The sequence below is a fragment of the Ensifer sp. genome (genome assembly GCF_035999135.1).
GTDB lineage: Bacteria > Pseudomonadota > Alphaproteobacteria > Rhizobiales > Rhizobiaceae > Ensifer.
Genome location: NZ_DASYGZ010000039.1, coordinates 23,658 through 38,469, shown reverse-complemented (window position 1 = coordinate 38,469; position 14,812 = coordinate 23,658). Strand labels below are relative to the sequence as shown.

The following is a 14,812-nucleotide window of genomic DNA, read 5'->3' as shown; positions in this document are numbered from 1 at the left end:
CGTGTCGTCGTCGTTACCCACCTTCTAGCCCGGGGCAGGCGGCGGATGCTTCGGTGGTGGTCGAACTATCGACGGCCCGAAAGTTCCTCAAGACGACAAAAACCCCGGCCCACCTTTCGGCGGCCGGGGTGCATGTTTGCGTGCCGATCAGTGGCTGTCGGCGAGTTTCGCCGCGTTGACGGACGCAGATCGTTCGAGGCTCAGGCCGTTGAAGAAGGCGTTGAGCACCACGGCCGAGATCGAGGCGAGCACAATGCCGGACTCGATGATCGGGTGGATCGCGTGCGGCAGCCACATCAGGTAGTTCGGCGCGATCAACGGGATCAGACCGAAACCGACCGAGACGGCAACGACGAACAGGTTGTTGCGCGACGACTTGAAGTCGACCACCGACAGGATACGCACGCCTGTGGCGGCGACCATGCCGAACATCACGAGGCCGGCACCGCCGAGCACGAAGGTCGGCACCGCCTCGACGAGTGCACCCATCTTCGGGATCAGGCCAAGCGCGATCATGATCACGCCCCCCATCACGCAGACGTAGCGGCTCTTGACGCCGGTGACGCCGACGAGACCGACATTCTGCGAGAAGCTGGTGTAGGGGAAGGTGTTGAACAGGCCGCCGATCATGGTGCCGAGGCCATCGACCCTGAGGCCCGCCGTCAGCTGCTGCTGCGACACCTCGCGGTTGGTCATTTCGCCAAGCGCCAGGAACATGCCTGTCGATTCGATCATCACCACGATCATGACCAGCGACATGGTGGCAATCAGCACCGGATCGAAGATTGGCATGCCGAAGCGCAAGGGCGTGACGACTGCGAACCAGCCGGCGTCCGCCACTCGGTCGAAGTGCATCATGCCGAGCGCTGCCGCGACGGCGCAGCCAAGCACGACGCCGGTCAGAACCGCAATGTTGCTGATCAGCCCGCGGCCGAAGCGCGCGATGACCAGAATTGAGACGAGCACGAAGGCGGCAAGCGCGATGTGGCTCGGCTGGGCGTAGATGGGGTTCTGCACGGTCGCGCCAAGCACCAGGCCGTCAGGAATGGCGGGTCCGCCGGCAGCGGCGGCCTTCTTCAATTCGGCGAGCCACTCGACATGGGTCGGATCGACGAGCTTCGGCGCCGTCGGGCCGAAGGGATTGCCGAAGATCCAGTTGACGCCGACGCGCATCAGCGAGACGCCGATGACGAGGATGATCGTGCCGGTGACAATAGGCGGAAAGAACTTCAACAGCCGACCCATCAGCGGCGCAAGCAGAAGCGCAACGAGCCCGGCGCCGATGATGGCGCCGAAAATCATGCGCGCACCCTCCTGGCCCGGTGTCATCGCCGCCATCGAGACCATCGGGCCGACCGAGGCAAAGGTGACGCCCATCATGACGGGCAGGCGGATGCCGATGCTGCGGCCAAGCCCGAGCGACTGGATGATGGTGACGATGCCGCAGACGAAGAGGTCGGCCGAAATCAGAAAGGCGACGTCCTGGGGGCTGAGCTGCAGGGCGCGGCCGACAATCAGCGGCACGGCGACCGCGCCGCCATACATGACGAGAACATGCTGGATCCCGAGCGTCGCGAGCCTGCCGACCGGCAGTTTCTCGTCCACCGGGTGTATGCTGGAAACGTCGCTCATGGTTCCTCCTCCCATTTCGTCGACCAGTCCGCTTTCCCCGTCCTCCAACAGGGAAGTGCAATTTTTCCGTGCCGGGGCAGAATGTCGCAAGTGTCGCCAAAACGAAAACACTTTCCACAAACCCGGGGAAATGACTGGAGCGCGTTAATTGCGGATCGGTTCTGCACGGTCGCGATGCCGGTGGGGGCTTTCCGCAATCCATGCAACGTAGCCGCAATGCGACGCGGTCATGGTTCCCGGGTGCGGTGGGCATTGCGTCACCGCCATTCGGATGGGGTGATGACGGATGATTTCTTGGAGACGGGCCTTAAGGCGTCTTTTCGCGGTGCTGCTGATGCTGGGCTGCGCGCTTGCACCGACGGCGGTCAGCGCCAACGGAGCAGCGTTCCCCGGTGAATGGCAGCAGGTGGCATCCGCCACGGACGCCTGCGACACCTGTTGGGTCGAAATCCGTCGAAACGGCCCCGTTCTGAAGGTGACCGGGAAGGACGGCTGGTTTGCCGTCGCCCATCTCGGACGCGTCGGAGGCGATTTCAGCGCCGAGGGCATCGGCCGCTGGAACGATAGTGGCAGCAACGATTATCGCGGACTGCCCTTCGGGCTCCGGATCGCGATCGTCGACGACCATCTCTACATGGACATGGTCGTGCAAATGGACGACGGCTCGACGCGCGCCGTCCGGGCGATCTTCGACAAGCGCCGGTCGGAAAAGACCGGGCGCCTCGTGGCGCTGAGATCGTAGAAAATTCAGGCCGCGCCGTTTGCCGGGAAGAGGTTGGCGGCCATGAAATCGACGAAGACGCGCAGCTTCGGCGAGAGATGCCGGCTCGACGGCCACAGGATCCGGTAGGTGCCGCAGCGGCGCAGGTTGTGTTCGAGAACGGCGATCAGCGTTCCCTCGCGCATCTGCTGCCGGATCGTGAAATCCGGAAGGCAGGCGATACCGAGACCTTCCTCGGCCATATGGATCAGCGGATCCAGCGCATTCGAGACGGCCGTCACCGGGAGATCGACATTCACCGTCGCGCCTTCCTCCATCAACGGCCAGGGCTCGAGCTTTCCGGTCGAGGGAAAGCGGTGATGCAGGCAATGATGGCGTTCCAGATCCTGTGGCGTTACCGGCGCGCCATGGCGCTCGAAGTAGGCGGGTGAACCGACGAGATGGGGGTGGAACGTGCCGATCTGGCGCGTCATCAGACGGGAATCGCCGAGTTCACCGCTACGGATCACCGCATCGAAACCTTCCTCGATGACGTCGACGAGGCGGTCGGAGAAATCGAGATCGATTTCAACCTGCGGATAGGCGCGCATGAAGGCCGTCAGCGTCGGCATCAGCAGCATGCCGGCCATCGGCAGGCTGACGCGCAGCTTGCCCCGCGCGACCTCCTGGCTTTGCATCAATTCGGCTTCGGCTGCTTCGACCTCGCCAAAAATCCGTCGGCAGCGTTCGAGAAACAACGTGCCTTCCGGCGTCAGCGTGACGCTGCGGGTACTGCGATGAAAGAGGCGGACGCTCAGGCGTTCCTCGAGACGGGCAATCGCCTTGCCGACGGCCGACGGTGAAACACCGAGTTGCGTGGCCGCGCCGGTGAAGCTGCGTGCCTCTGCCACCTGAACGAAAGCGTTGAGCGCTCCAAGGCTGTCCATTTGTGTCCTCGCCGTCGATTGGGATTGCGGACAATCTTGTCCGATATCTTCGGATCTGTAGCGTATTTTTCTCCGGTTGGAAGCCCTCCATAGTCCGCCTGCCCGACACACCGTCGGCGACAGAGGAGAAAACATGCAGCAGTCACTTTTGGCCGGATTCCGCCGGGATCCCGAACCCACCGTCTTTATCGTCAATGTCATCCACGCGCACGAGGGCAAACAGGAAGAGGCGTTTCGCCTGATCCAGGACGTCGTGCATTATGTGGCCGAGCGCAAAGAGGGGTTTCTCTGGAGCAATCTTTCAAAGAGCACCGACGGCAAGACGGTCGTCAACATCGAGGCGATCGCCGGTGAAGGCAACGTTGAGGAGTTCTTCAGCGACCCGGTGTTCCTCGAAAAGTTCGCGGCACTGAAGTCGGTCTCGACCTTTGAGTTCCACACCTATCGCGTCGATGACCTGGTGCTGCCCAAGCGCGCTGCAACTGCGGCATCGGCATAGGAGATTGCGCCGCCCACAAGCGCCGGCGGCGCACGCCCTCACCAGACCCTCCCGCCAATGCCAGACGATCACACCTGGCGTGCCATCCCGAAAGACAGATTTCATGCAATCCACCAACTGCGTGTCTGCGGCCGCACGGGAGGCTGCAGCGACGTCCGCAGCCACCGTTCCTGAGGCCAGGCTGCCGATCCTGGCCCTGCTTGCGCTCGCGTCCGCCGGTTTCATCACCATTCTGACGGAGGCGCTGCCGGCGGGCCTCCTGCCGCAGATCAGCGCCGATCTCGGCGTCCCGCAATCGCTGGCCGGACAGATGGTGACGATCTACGCGATCGGCTCGCTCGTCGCCACCATCCCGCTCGTGGCGCTGACCCGCAGTTGGCGCAGGCGGCCGCTGCTTGTTGCGGCAATCTCCGGCTTTGCCGTGGTCAACACGGTGACCGCGTTCTCGACCGATTACGCGCTGACGATGGCCGCCCGCTTTCTTGCCGGTGTCTTTGCCGGCCTGCTCTGGGCGCTTGCTGCCGGTTACGCCAGTCGCATGGTCGCGCCTGAGCAGCAGGGCAGGGCGATCGCGATTGCCATGCTCGGCGCGCCGGTGGCGCTGTCGATCGGCATTCCCGCTGGCACGATGCTTGGCGCGATGACCGGCTGGCGTTTGACCTTCGGTGCCCTCAGCGCCATGACCGTGATGCTCGTAGGCTGGGTGCTGCTGGCGGTTCCCGATTTCCCGGGGGAGCGCACCGCGCGGCGACTGTCGCTTTCAGCGGTATTCCGGTTGCCCGGGATCCGGCCGGTGCTGGTCGTGATGTTTGCCGCCGTTCTCGCCCACAACATCCTCTACACCTACATCGTGCCTTACCTGCAGCCGTCCGGCCTGGCTGAAAACGCCGGCAGCGTGCTGCTGGTCTTCGGCGTTGCTTCGCTCGCCGTCATCCCGATCATCGGGACGCTCGTCGACCGGCACCTGCGTTTGCTGGTGCTTTCGACCACGGCGCTGTTTGCAGCGGCGGCGCTGCTGTTTGCAGTCTTCAACGAACAGCAGGTGACGATCTATCTCGGCGTCATTACGTGGAGGCTGGCATTTGGCGGCGCACCGACATTGTTTCAGACAGCGTCTGCGAAGGCTGCCGGCGCGGAGGCCGATGCGGCGCAATCGATGATCGTCACTGGCTGGAATGCCGCGATGGCCGGCGGCGGTCTGGCCGGCGGGCTCTTGCTCGACAGTGTCGGCGCCGGCGCTCTTCCCGCCGTCGTGCTCGCGATCCTGCTCCCGGCCCTGGTCGTCGCGTGGTTCGGGCGGCAGGGTTTTCCGCGCTCTGCTCGATGATCTGCCCACGAAAAACCGGGGCCGTTGCCGACCCCGGTGCCGCATCTCCTGAAAGGAAAAAGGCCGCCCGATGGGCGGCCTTCCGTGTTACTTCTGCCAGCTCTTGACCAGGTCGTCGTAGTTGACGGTCTGCGGCTTTTCCTTCTCGTTCTCGATCTTCAGCTGTGGAGCGAGGTTGCCCTTGGAAACGGCGTCCTTGTTCCAGAATTCGAGATCGTGCTCTTCGGCGAGCTTCGGACCGATGTCGCCCTGGACGCCCGAACGTTCGAGACGGGAGAGAACTTTCTCCTGCTCGGCGCACAGCGAGTCCATGGCTTCCTGGGCTGTCTTCGCACCCGAGGATGCATCGCCGATCGCCTGCCACCACAGCTGTGCCAGCTTCGGGTAGTCAGGAACGTTCGTGCCGGTCGGCGACCACTGCAGGCGGGCCGGCGAACGGTAGAACTCGATCAGACCGCCGAGCTTCGGAGCGCGGTCCGTGAAGCTCTTGTGGTCCAGCGTCGACTGCCGGATGAAGGTGAGGCCGACATGGCTCTTCTTCACGTCGACGGTCTTGGAGGTCACGAACTGCGCGTAGAGCCAGGCAGCCTTGGCGCGATCGTCAGGCGTGGACTTCAGAAGCGTCCAGGAACCGGCGTCCTGGTAACCGAGCTTCATGCCATCCTTCCAGTAGACGCCATGCGGGCTCGGAGCGAAACGCCACTTCGGCGTACCGTCCTCGTTGACAACAGGAAGACCCGGCTTGACGAAGTCGGCGGTGAACGCCGTGTAGGTGAACATCTGCTGGGCGACTTCGCCCTGCGAGGGAACCGGGCCGGATTCCGAGAAGGTCATGCCCTGGGCGGCAGCCGGTGCATAGGCCTTCATCCAGTCGAGGTACTTCTGGATGGAGTAGACAGCGGCCGGGCCGTTGGTGTCGCCGCCACGGGCGACGCACGAGCCGACCGGACGCGAGTTCTCGTCGACCTTGATGCCCCATTCGTCGACCGGCTTGCCGTTCGGGATGCCCTTGTCGCCGTTGCCGGCCATCGACAGCCAGGCGTCGGTGAAGCGCCATCCGAGCGACGGGTCCTTCTTGCCGTAGTCCATGTGGCCATAGACTTTCTTGCCGTCGATCTCGCGGCCGGTGAAGAACTCGGCGATGTCCTCATAGGCCGACCAGTTAACCGGGACGCCGAGGTCGTAGCCGTACTTCGCCTTGAAGTCCGCCTTGTTCTTCTCGTCGTTGAACCAGTCGTAGCGGAACCAATAGAGGTTCGCGAACTGCTGGTCGGGCAGCTGGTAGAGCTTGCCGTCCGGAGCCGTCGTGAACGACTTGCCGATGAAGTCGTCGATGTCGAGGTTCGGGTTGGTGACGTCCTTGCCTTCGTTGGCCATGAAGTCGGTCAGGCTGCGGGCCTGCTGGTAACGCCAATGGGTGCCGATCAAGTCCGAGTCGTTGATGTAGGCGTCATAGACGTTTTCGCCCGACTGCATCTGCGTCTGCAGCTTTTCGACGACGTCGCCTTCGCCGATCAGGTCGTGGGTGATCTTGATGCCGGTGATGTCGGAGAAGGCCTTGGCCAGCGTCTTCGATTCGTATTCATGGGTGGTGATCGTTTCGGAAACGACCTTGATTTCCATGCCGGCAAAGGGCTTCGCCGCATCGACGAACCACTGCATTTCGGCTTCCTGGGCCGCGCGGTCGAGCGAGGACATGTCGCCGATTTCGGTGTCGAGGAACTTCTTTGCTTCGTCCATGCCGGCAAAAGCGGTGCCGGTGAAGGCCAGCAGCATGGCTGCCGTCGTAGTCAGAAGATGCCGTCGCATAATTCCCTCCCTTAGGTTTGCGATTGCGTATCTTTTGGCTTTGGGGGGCCGCGGAAGCGGCCCCGCAAATTTTCTCGCCTCAGACGTAGCGGAAGACGCCGACGGCATAGACCAGGGAGAGCGCGAGCGCCCACCACAGGTTCTGCCCGCCGACGAGCCCGAGCCATGCGAGGTGAATGAAGGCGCTGCCGAGCAGCGACACGAAGAGGCGATCGCCCCGTGTCGTCTCGAAGCGCAGGATGCCGACGCGCGGGTTGCCACCGGGCGAGGCATATTCCCAGACTGCCATCATCGACAGCAGCGCGAAGATCGTCAGGAAGAACATGGCTGACGGAAACGACCAGGCCATCCAGCCGCCGGCAACCAGTGGCGCGAACCAGTCGCGCGCACCGTCCTTGATCGGCAGCATGCTCATCAGCAGCCCGGCGGCGGCGCCATAGACGACGAGAACGGCGACGAAGGGCAGTTGCCAGCGGGCCTTGCGAACGGGTTGAGCAGTCATCATACCCTCCCCAGGGCGAAGCCCTTGGCGATGTAGTTGCGAACGAAATAGATCACCAGCGCGCCCGGGATGATGGTGAGCACGCCGGCGGCGGCCAGCACGCCCCAGTCGAGGCCGGAGGCGGAAACGGTGCGGGTCATGGTCGCGGCGATCGGCTTGGCGTCCGTGGTCGTCAGGGTGCGGGCAAGAAGCAGCTCGACCCAGGAGAACATGAAGCAGAAGAAGGCGGCGACACCGATGCCCGAGGCGATCAGCGGCATGAAGATCTTCACGAAGAAGCGCGGGAACGAGTAGCCGTCGATATAGGCGGTCTCGTCGATTTCCTTCGGCACGCCCGACATGAAGCCTTCCAGGATCCAGACGGCGAGCGGCACGTTGAACAGGCAGTGTGCAAGCGCCACCGCGATATGCGTGTCGATCAGGCCGAAGGCGGAATAGAGCTGGAAGAAGGGCAGGGCGAAAACCGCCGGCGGCGCCATGCGATTGGTCAAGAGCCAGAAGAACAGGTGCTTGTCGCCGAGAAAGCGGTAGCGCGAGAAGGCGTAGGCTGCCGGCAGCGCCACGGTGACGGAAATCACCGTGTTCATGACGACGTAGATGATCGAGTTGATATAGCCGTTGTACCAGGAGGGATCGGTGAAGATCACCTCGTAGTTCCGAAGCGTCGGGTTCACCGGCCAGAGCGAGAAGGTGCTGAGAATCTCGCTCGTTTCCTTGAAGCTCATGTTGACGAGCCAGTAGATCGGCAGGAGCAGGAAGACGATGTAGATCGTCGGCACCAGCCAGGAGAGGCGTTCGGTCAGGGGTTTTGTCTGCATGTTTTTTCCTCCCGCCTTTGTCAGCTCTGCGCGTCGCTCGTGGTCATCACGGTGTAGAAGATCCACGAGAGCAGCAGGATGATGAGGAAGTAGATGATCGATAGTGCTGCCGCCGGACCGAGGTCGAACTGGCCGATGGCCGTCTTGACGAGGTCGATCGACAGGAAGGTGGTGGAGTTGCCCGGGCCGCCGCCGGTGACGACGAAGGGCTCGGTATAGATCATGAAACTATCCATGAACCGCAGCAGGAAGGCGATCAGAAGCACGCGCTTCATCTTCGGCAGCTGGATGTAGCGGAACACCGACCAGCGCGACGCGCCGTCGATCTTGGCCGCCTGGTAGTAGGCGTCGGGGATCGAGACGAGGCCGGCATAGCACAAGAGCACGACGAGGCTCGTCCAGTGCCATACGTCCATGACGATCAGCGTCACCCAGGCGGCAACCGGGTTCTGCACGTAGTTGTAGTTGACACCGATCGCTTCGAGCGTGCGGCCGAGCAGGCCGATGTCGACGCGGCCGAAGACCTGCCAGATGGTGCCGACGACGTTCCACGGGATCAGGAGCGGCAGCGCCATCAGCACGAGGCAGACCGGCACGCCGAGGCCCTTTTTCGGCATGTTGAGGGCGATGACGATGCCGAGCGGAATTTCGATCGCCAGAATGACCGCCGAGAAGATCAGGTTGCGGCTGAGCGCGTCCCAGAAACGGTCGGAAGTCAGCACCTGAACGTACCAGTCGGTGCCGGCCCAGAAGAACTGGTTGTTGCCGAAGGTGTCCTGGACCGAATAGTTGACGACGGTCATCAGCGGAATGACGGCCGAAAAGGCGACCAGCACGAGGACCGGCAGAACCATGAACCAGGCCTTGTTGTTCCAGGTTTTCTCCATGGTCAGGCCTCCTCGCCGACGCGCCAGGAATCGGCGTAGATGTTGATGGCTTTCGGATCGAAACGGACGCGCGGATCGGCGGGGATCTCGCCATCCTCGTCGACGATGATCGAGATCGGCTGGTCGGCGAAGCGGGCGCGCACGATCTTGTGACGGCCGATGTCCTCGACCTTGGTGATGGCGACCGGCATGCCTTCGCGACCGAGCGAAATGAACTCCGGACGGATGCCGAGTTCGGTCTTGGCGCCGGCCTTGACCGTGGGCTGGAAGGTGAGGCCCAGCTGTTCGCCGCCGACCGTCGCCGTGCTGCCGTCAAGCTTGACCGGCAACACGTTCATGCCCGGCGAACCGATGAAGTAGCCGACGAAGGTGTGGCGCGGACGCTCGAAGAGTTCGGCCGGCGTGCCGATCTGCACGATCTGGCCGTCATACATGACGACGACCTTGTCGGCGAAGGTGAGCGCCTCGGTCTGGTCGTGGGTAACGTAGACCATGGTGAAGCCGAACTGCTTGTGCAGCCGCTTGATCTGCGAGCGCAGCACCCACTTCATTTCCGGATCGATGACCGTCAGCGGCTCGTCGAACAGGATGGCGCTGACGTCGTTGCGAACGAGGCCGCGGCCGAGCGAGATCTTCTGCTTCTGGTCGGCGGTGAGGCCCCGGGCGGTCTTCTTCGCCCAGCCGCCAAGGCCGATCATCTCGATCGTCTCCTTGACGCGGCGGTCGACCTCCGCTTCCGGCACATGCCGGTTGCGCAAGGGGAAGGCCAGGTTGTCGTAGACGGTCATCGTGTCGTAGATCACCGGGAACTGGAACACCTGGGCGATGTTGCGTTCCTGGGTCGACAGATGCGTCACGTCCTTGCCGTCGAAAAGGATGCGTCCTTCCGACGGGTTGATCAGGCCGGAGATGATGTTGAGCAGCGTGGTCTTGCCGCAGCCGGACGGACCGAGCAGCGCGTAGGCGCCGCCGTCGTTCCATTCGTGGTGGACTTCCTTCAGCGCATAGTCGTTTTCAGACTTCGGCTTGGCGCCGTAGGCGTGACGGATATGTTCGAGATCGATGCGTGCCATGTTTTCCTCCCATCGCCTCCTTCAGGCCGCGCCGCCGATGGCGCGTCCGTCAGGCCCGAAGGCCATGAGATGGCGGGTGTCGACGTAGACCGTGAGGGTCGCGTCGGGTTCGATGTCGTGAATGCCCGGCGCCAGCATGACCCAGCGCGCATTGGCGAAACCCACGTGGATGAAGCTCTCCGAGCCGGCGATCTCGGAGATTGCCGTCTTGACCGTAAGCGCGTCGCCGCCGCCGTGCGGGCGGTCGAACGAAATATGGTGCGGCTGGAAGGCGACGGTGCAGGGTCCATCGGCAATACCAGCCAGATGCGAAGGCACCGTCAGCACCGGCTTGCCGTCGAGCGTGAAGGTCGAACCCGATTTGATTAGCTCGATGCAGTTCAGCGGCGGATCGGCGAAGGTGCGCGCGGTGATCAGGTCGATCGGACGGCGATAGACGTCGATGGTCTTGCCGAACTGGGTGATCCGGCCCTGGCTGAGGGCGGCCGTGTTGCCACCAAGCAGCAGTGCTTCCGACGGTTCGGTCGTCGCATAGACGAAGATCGCGCCAGAGGCTGAAAAGATCTTCGGCAGTTCCTCGCGCAGTTCTTCGCGCAGCTTGTAGTCGAGGTTGGCGAGCGGTTCGTCGAGCAGCACGAGATCGGCATTCTTGACGATCGCGCGGGCAAGCGCCGTGCGCTGCTGCTGGCCGCCCGAAAGGTTGAGCGGCGTGCGGTCGAGGTAGGGGCTGAGCTTCAGGAGATCGGCGGCCTTGCGCACTTCGCGGTCGATGGTGGCGGCATCGGCGCCGCTGATGCGCATCGGCGAGGCGATGTTTTCATAGACGGTCATGGCCGGGTAATTGATGAACTGCTGGTAGACCATGGCGACCGAGCGCTTCTGCACCGGCTGGCCGGTCACGTCGATGCCGTCGAAGATCAGCGAACCGGAGGCCGGCTTGTCGAGACCGGCCATCAGCCGCATCAGCGACGTCTTGCCGGAAAGCGTCGGGCCGAGCAGCACATTGAGCGACCCCCTCTCCAGCACCAGGTCGGTCGGGTAGATATGCGTCTCCCCGCCCACGACCTTGGATATCTTCTTCATTTCAAGCATTGAATTCTCCACCCAGCCCTAAGGCAGTCCCGAGCGTTTTCACCCCAGCGCGGAAACGCTCTCTTGTCGGTTTCACATCTCCGGACGCAGTGCGGCTGCGCGCCTTGTCGGACATGTGCATGAATGCGGGCGTCTTCAGGCGGCTGCGTTGGCCGCGCCTCGCATGTATTCCTCCAGCGCTGCCGCCTCGCCCGGCGTCAACTTCAAGCCCAGTTTCGTTCGCCGCCACAGCACGTCCTCGGCGTGCCGCGCCCATTCCTGGCTGATCAGCCACTTGACCTCTGCCTCGTAGAGGTCGGCGCCGAAGCGGCGGCCAAGGGCCGCTTCGTTCGTTGCCGAACCCAGAATGGCTGCGGCGCGCGTGCCGTAGAGCCGCACGAGGCGACGGGCGTGCTGGGCGCTCAGGAACGGATACTGCTTGCGCAGTCTTGCCACTTCGTCGACGTAGCCCTCGGTCGGGAAATCGCCGCCGGGAAGTTTTGATCCTGCGGTCCATTTGGAACCCTTGACGCCGATCGTCTCGCCGATCTTTTCGAGCGCGGACTCGCCAAGGCGCCGGTAGGTCGTAAGCTTGCCGCCGAAGACGTTGAGGAGCGGCGCGGCACCCTTGTCGCCCTCGACCCGCAGCACGTAGTCGCGGGTTGCTTCCTGCGCCTTGCTGGCGCCGTCGTCATAAAGCGGACGCACGGCCGAGTAGGTCCAGACGATGTCGTCCTTTTCCACCGGCTCGAGGAAATATTCGCTGGCCGCCTTGCAGAGATAATCGACCTCGGCATCGCTGATGCGGACATCCGCCGGGTTGCCGGTGTAGTCGCGATCGGTGGTGCCGATCAGCGTGAAATCTTCCTCGTAAGGGATGGCGAACATGATGCGGCCATCCGGGTTCTGGAAGAAATAGGCGCGCGGATCGTCGAACTTCTTCTTCACGACGATGTGGCTGCCTTGGACGAGGCGGACATTGTGGACGTCGTTCTTGCCGAGCGCGCCGGACAGCACCGCATCGACCCAGGGGCCGGCGGCATTGATGAGCATGCGGGCTTGAAGCGTCTTGCGTTCGCCGGTCGCCTGGTTTTCGGTCTCGATGGTCCAGAGAGCGCCGTCGCGCCGCGCCGAGACCACCCGGGTGCGGGCCATGATGACGGCGCCGCGATCGGCGGCGTCCCGGGCGTTGAGCACCACCAGGCGGGCATCATTGACCCAGCCGTCGGAATATTCGAAGGCCTTGTTGAACAGGCGTTTCAGCGGCTTGCCGGCCGGATCGCGGTTCATGTCCAGCGTCGCCGTTGCCGGCAAAAGCTTGCGGCCGCCGATGTGGTCGTAAAGGAAGAGGCCGAGGCGGATGAGCCAGGCCGGGCGCAGGCCGCCCTTGTGATAGGGCAGCACGAAGCGCATCGGCCAGATGACGTGCGGCGCCATGGCCCAGAGCACCTCACGCTCCATCAGCGCCTCGCGTACGAGGCGGAATTCATAATGCTCGAGGTAACGCAGGCCGCCATGAATGAGCTTGGTGGAACCCGAAGACGTGCCGGAGGCGAAATCGTTCATTTCGGCCAAGGCGACCGAGTATCCGCGACCGACCGCGTCACGCGCGATGCCGCATCCGTTGATGCCGCCGCCGATGACGAAGACGTCGTAGATTGCCTGCTCTGACACTGCTGTTTCCCCTCCACATTTCGCGATGCACAAATTGATGCATCAGCGAAAGTGAAATCAGTTAAAACGAAAACATATCGAATGTCAAACGAATGCACCCCGAATCTTTAGGGGTGCCTAAATCTCTGGCTTCAGGCGTCGGTTTCGATCAGCCGAACGTCCTGTTCGGCACAGATTTTCCTGACGTTTTCGAGGGTACAGCGATCGGTGATGAAGGTCTGGACCTGGGAGATATGGCCGATGCGCACCGGCGCGGTTCTTTCGAACTTGGTCGAGTCTGAAACCAGGATGACATGGCGCGCATTGGCGATGATCGCCTGGGCGACTTTCACTTCACGGAAGTCGAAATCGAGCAGTGCGCCGTCATGGTCGATCGCAGAGGCGCCGATGACCGCAAAGTCGACCTTGAACTGCTTGATGAAGTCGACGGCGGCCTCGCCGACGATGCCGCCATCCGAGCCGCGCACGACGCCGCCCGTGATCACCACCTCGATCGAGGGAAAGACACGCAAGCGATTGGCGACATTGATGTTGTTGGTGATGACCATCAATTCCTTGTGGTCGAGTAAGGCTTCGCCGACGGCCTCGGTGGTGGTGCCGATATTGATGAACAGCGAAGCGTTGTCGGGGATGAGCTCGGCGGCGGCCTTGCCGATTGCCTGTTTCTCCGGTGCGGCGATCTGGCGGCGTGCATCGTATTTGACGTTTTCCTTGCCGCTCGGGAAGATCGCGCCGCCGTGAATGCGGTTCAGAACCTTGGCGTCGCAGAGGTCGTTCAGGTCCTTTCGGATCGTTTGCGGCGTGACGGAAAAGCGCTGCGCCAGTTCCTCGACAAGCACGCGTCCTTCGCTCTTGGCCAGCTCCAGGATCTCCGCCTGGCGACCTGTCAGGTACATTTCATCCTCCCCATTTTCGTTTTGGTTCATAATATGCAAAAACGAAAGCCGCGCAATTTCAGAATCGTCGTTTTCGCTGAAATCGCTTTCGCAGCGGGTGGGCGTTTTCGAGGCGCGTTGCATTCGCGTCGCCGATGCGCGACGCTGACAATCGGATTGAGAGGGGAGAAGCATGTTTCATCCTGCCTTGTTCAAGGGCATGACCGTCGTCGTTACCGGGGCGGGACGCGGTATCGGCCTCGAAGTCGCGCGGCAGTTCCTCGACTGCGGTGCGCATGTCTTCGTTCATGCCGGTCGTTCGGTTGGCGATTTGCCCGATTTTCTCGAAACGGCGGCGACGGAAGGCCGCGCCTATGTCGCGACCGGGGACTTCCTGGCGCCTGCCGGTGTCGAGAGCCTGGCCGATGAAGTCCGCAGCCGGTTTGAAAGCATCGACATCCTGATCAACAATGCCGGCACGATGGTTGGTCGTTTCCCGGCGGCAGAGCTGACCGACGAGCAGTACCAGACCGTCGTGCAGCTCAACCAGACCGCGGTCGTCGAGATGACCCGGGCGATGCTGCCGCTCCTACGCAAGGGCACGCATCCGGCTGTTGTCAACACCGTGTCGATCTCGGCCGTTACCGGCGGCAGCGCCGGCTCGTCGATCTATTCGGCGACAAAGGCCTTCGTCTCGACCTATTCCAAGGCACTGGCGCGCGAACTCGCGCCCGATGGCATTCGCGTCAATTGTGTATCGCCCGGCACGATCACCACCGAGTTTCATGAGCGCTACTCGTCGCCGGAGAAGCTGGAAGCGACGCGCAAGACCATTCCGCTTAACCGTCTCGGCACGGCGGAGGATTGCGCGCCGGCTTATCTCTTCCTCGCCTCGCATGTGCTGTCTGGCTACATCACCGGGCAGGTGCTGGAGGTCAATGGCGGGCAGCTGATTGCGTGAGGATGTGTTTGTCTTGGCGTTCGCCCCTCATCCGCCT

General features: G+C 62.8%; 14 protein-coding genes. 4 read left to right on the top strand and 10 right to left on the bottom strand.

Annotation, left to right across the window (positions count from 1 at the left end):
- Positions 1–147: 147 nt before the first annotated feature.
- On the bottom strand, positions 148–1,632 hold the full coding sequence (locus tag VGO12_RS03780) for a nucleobase:cation symporter-2 family protein (RefSeq protein WP_327511395.1): 1,485 nt from the start codon (positions 1,630–1,632) through the stop codon (positions 148–150).
- A gap of 286 nt (positions 1,633–1,918) precedes the next feature.
- Between VGO12_RS03780 and VGO12_RS03775 the strand changes: the two genes are divergently transcribed.
- The gene (locus VGO12_RS03775; protein WP_327511394.1) at positions 1,919–2,374 is read left to right on the top strand and encodes a hypothetical protein; all 456 of its coding nucleotides are present in this window, start codon (positions 1,919–1,921) and stop codon (positions 2,372–2,374) included.
- Between the two features lie 5 nt (positions 2,375–2,379).
- Here the strand turns inward: VGO12_RS03775 and VGO12_RS03770 are convergent, their stop codons facing one another.
- Positions 2,380–3,279, bottom strand: a complete 900-nt coding sequence (locus tag VGO12_RS03770) for a LysR family transcriptional regulator (RefSeq protein ID WP_327511393.1) — start codon at positions 3,277–3,279, stop codon at positions 2,380–2,382.
- A gap of 133 nt (positions 3,280–3,412) precedes the next feature.
- Between VGO12_RS03770 and VGO12_RS03765 the strand changes: the two genes are divergently transcribed.
- A complete protein-coding gene (locus VGO12_RS03765) occupies positions 3,413–3,778 on the top strand; it encodes an antibiotic biosynthesis monooxygenase (RefSeq protein WP_327511392.1) in 366 nt (121 codons plus the stop codon).
- Between the two features lie 103 nt (positions 3,779–3,881).
- Positions 3,882–5,105 (top strand): MFS transporter, encoded by a 1,224-nt coding sequence (locus VGO12_RS03760; RefSeq protein WP_327511391.1) that lies wholly within the window; start codon positions 3,882–3,884, stop codon positions 5,103–5,105.
- Between the two features lie 87 nt (positions 5,106–5,192).
- On the opposite strand, the gene VGO12_RS03755 is transcribed toward VGO12_RS03760, so the two are convergent.
- The 8 genes from VGO12_RS03755 to VGO12_RS03720 form a co-directional block, all read right to left on the bottom strand.
- On the bottom strand, positions 5,193–6,914 hold the full coding sequence (locus VGO12_RS03755) for an ABC transporter substrate-binding protein (RefSeq protein WP_327511390.1): 1,722 nt from the start codon (positions 6,912–6,914) through the stop codon (positions 5,193–5,195).
- 79 nt (positions 6,915–6,993) lie between these two features.
- Positions 6,994–7,416: a DUF2160 domain-containing protein gene (locus VGO12_RS03750; RefSeq protein ID WP_327511389.1), complete on the bottom strand. Its 423-nt coding sequence runs from the start codon at positions 7,414–7,416 to the stop codon at positions 6,994–6,996.
- A complete protein-coding gene (locus VGO12_RS03745; RefSeq protein WP_327511388.1) occupies positions 7,416–8,234 on the bottom strand; it encodes a carbohydrate ABC transporter permease in 819 nt (272 codons plus the stop codon). The genes VGO12_RS03750 and VGO12_RS03745 overlap by 1 nt, the downstream gene beginning before the upstream one ends.
- Positions 8,235–8,254: 20 nt before the next feature.
- Entirely contained in the window at positions 8,255–9,121 is an 867-nt protein-coding gene (locus VGO12_RS03740) for a sugar ABC transporter permease (protein WP_327511387.1), read from the bottom strand.
- Between the two features lie 2 nt (positions 9,122–9,123).
- Positions 9,124–10,194 (bottom strand): ABC transporter ATP-binding protein, encoded by a 1,071-nt coding sequence (locus tag VGO12_RS03735; protein ID WP_327511386.1) that lies wholly within the window; start codon positions 10,192–10,194, stop codon positions 9,124–9,126.
- 21 nt (positions 10,195–10,215) lie between these two features.
- Positions 10,216–11,286, bottom strand: a complete 1,071-nt coding sequence (locus tag VGO12_RS03730; protein WP_327511385.1) for an ABC transporter ATP-binding protein — start codon at positions 11,284–11,286, stop codon at positions 10,216–10,218.
- 135 nt (positions 11,287–11,421) lie between these two features.
- Positions 11,422–12,939 carry a glycerol-3-phosphate dehydrogenase gene (glpD, locus tag VGO12_RS03725; RefSeq protein ID WP_327511384.1) on the bottom strand — a complete coding sequence of 506 codons (1,518 nt, stop codon included), beginning with the start codon at positions 12,937–12,939 and terminating at the stop codon, positions 11,422–11,424.
- Between the two features lie 131 nt (positions 12,940–13,070).
- Positions 13,071–13,835, bottom strand: a complete 765-nt coding sequence (locus VGO12_RS03720) for a DeoR/GlpR family DNA-binding transcription regulator (protein WP_077967971.1) — start codon at positions 13,833–13,835, stop codon at positions 13,071–13,073.
- Positions 13,836–14,007: 172 nt separating this feature from the next.
- Here VGO12_RS03720 and VGO12_RS03715 point away from each other — a divergent pair, with 172 nt between their 5' ends.
- On the top strand, positions 14,008–14,775 hold the full coding sequence (locus VGO12_RS03715; RefSeq protein WP_327511383.1) for an SDR family oxidoreductase: 768 nt from the start codon (positions 14,008–14,010) through the stop codon (positions 14,773–14,775).
- Positions 14,776–14,812: the final 37 nt, after the last annotated feature.

Coding starts and splice junctions, on each gene's coding strand:
- VGO12_RS03750 (WP_327511389.1), bottom strand. CDS start 7,416: ATGACTGCTCAACCCGTTCGCAAGGCCCGCTGGCAACTGCCCTTCGTC.
- VGO12_RS03735 (WP_327511386.1), bottom strand. CDS start 10,194: ATGGCACGCATCGATCTCGAACATATCCGTCACGCCTACGGCGCCAAG.
- VGO12_RS03740 (WP_327511387.1), bottom strand. CDS start 9,121: ATGGAGAAAACCTGGAACAACAAGGCCTGGTTCATGGTTCTGCCGGTC.
- VGO12_RS03780 (WP_327511395.1), bottom strand. CDS start 1,632: ATGAGCGACGTTTCCAGCATACACCCGGTGGACGAGAAACTGCCGGTC.
- VGO12_RS03760 (WP_327511391.1), top strand. CDS start 3,882: ATGCAATCCACCAACTGCGTGTCTGCGGCCGCACGGGAGGCTGCAGCG.
- VGO12_RS03720 (WP_077967971.1), bottom strand. CDS start 13,835: ATGTACCTGACAGGTCGCCAGGCGGAGATCCTGGAGCTGGCCAAGAGC.
- VGO12_RS03755 (WP_327511390.1), bottom strand. CDS start 6,914: ATGCGACGGCATCTTCTGACTACGACGGCAGCCATGCTGCTGGCCTTC.
- VGO12_RS03775 (WP_327511394.1), top strand. CDS start 1,919: ATGATTTCTTGGAGACGGGCCTTAAGGCGTCTTTTCGCGGTGCTGCTG.
- VGO12_RS03730 (WP_327511385.1), bottom strand. CDS start 11,286: ATGCTTGAAATGAAGAAGATATCCAAGGTCGTGGGCGGGGAGACGCAT.
- VGO12_RS03745 (WP_327511388.1), bottom strand. CDS start 8,234: ATGCAGACAAAACCCCTGACCGAACGCCTCTCCTGGCTGGTGCCGACG.
- VGO12_RS03765 (WP_327511392.1), top strand. CDS start 3,413: ATGCAGCAGTCACTTTTGGCCGGATTCCGCCGGGATCCCGAACCCACC.
- VGO12_RS03715 (WP_327511383.1), top strand. CDS start 14,008: ATGTTTCATCCTGCCTTGTTCAAGGGCATGACCGTCGTCGTTACCGGG.
- VGO12_RS03770 (WP_327511393.1), bottom strand. CDS start 3,279: ATGGACAGCCTTGGAGCGCTCAACGCTTTCGTTCAGGTGGCAGAGGCA.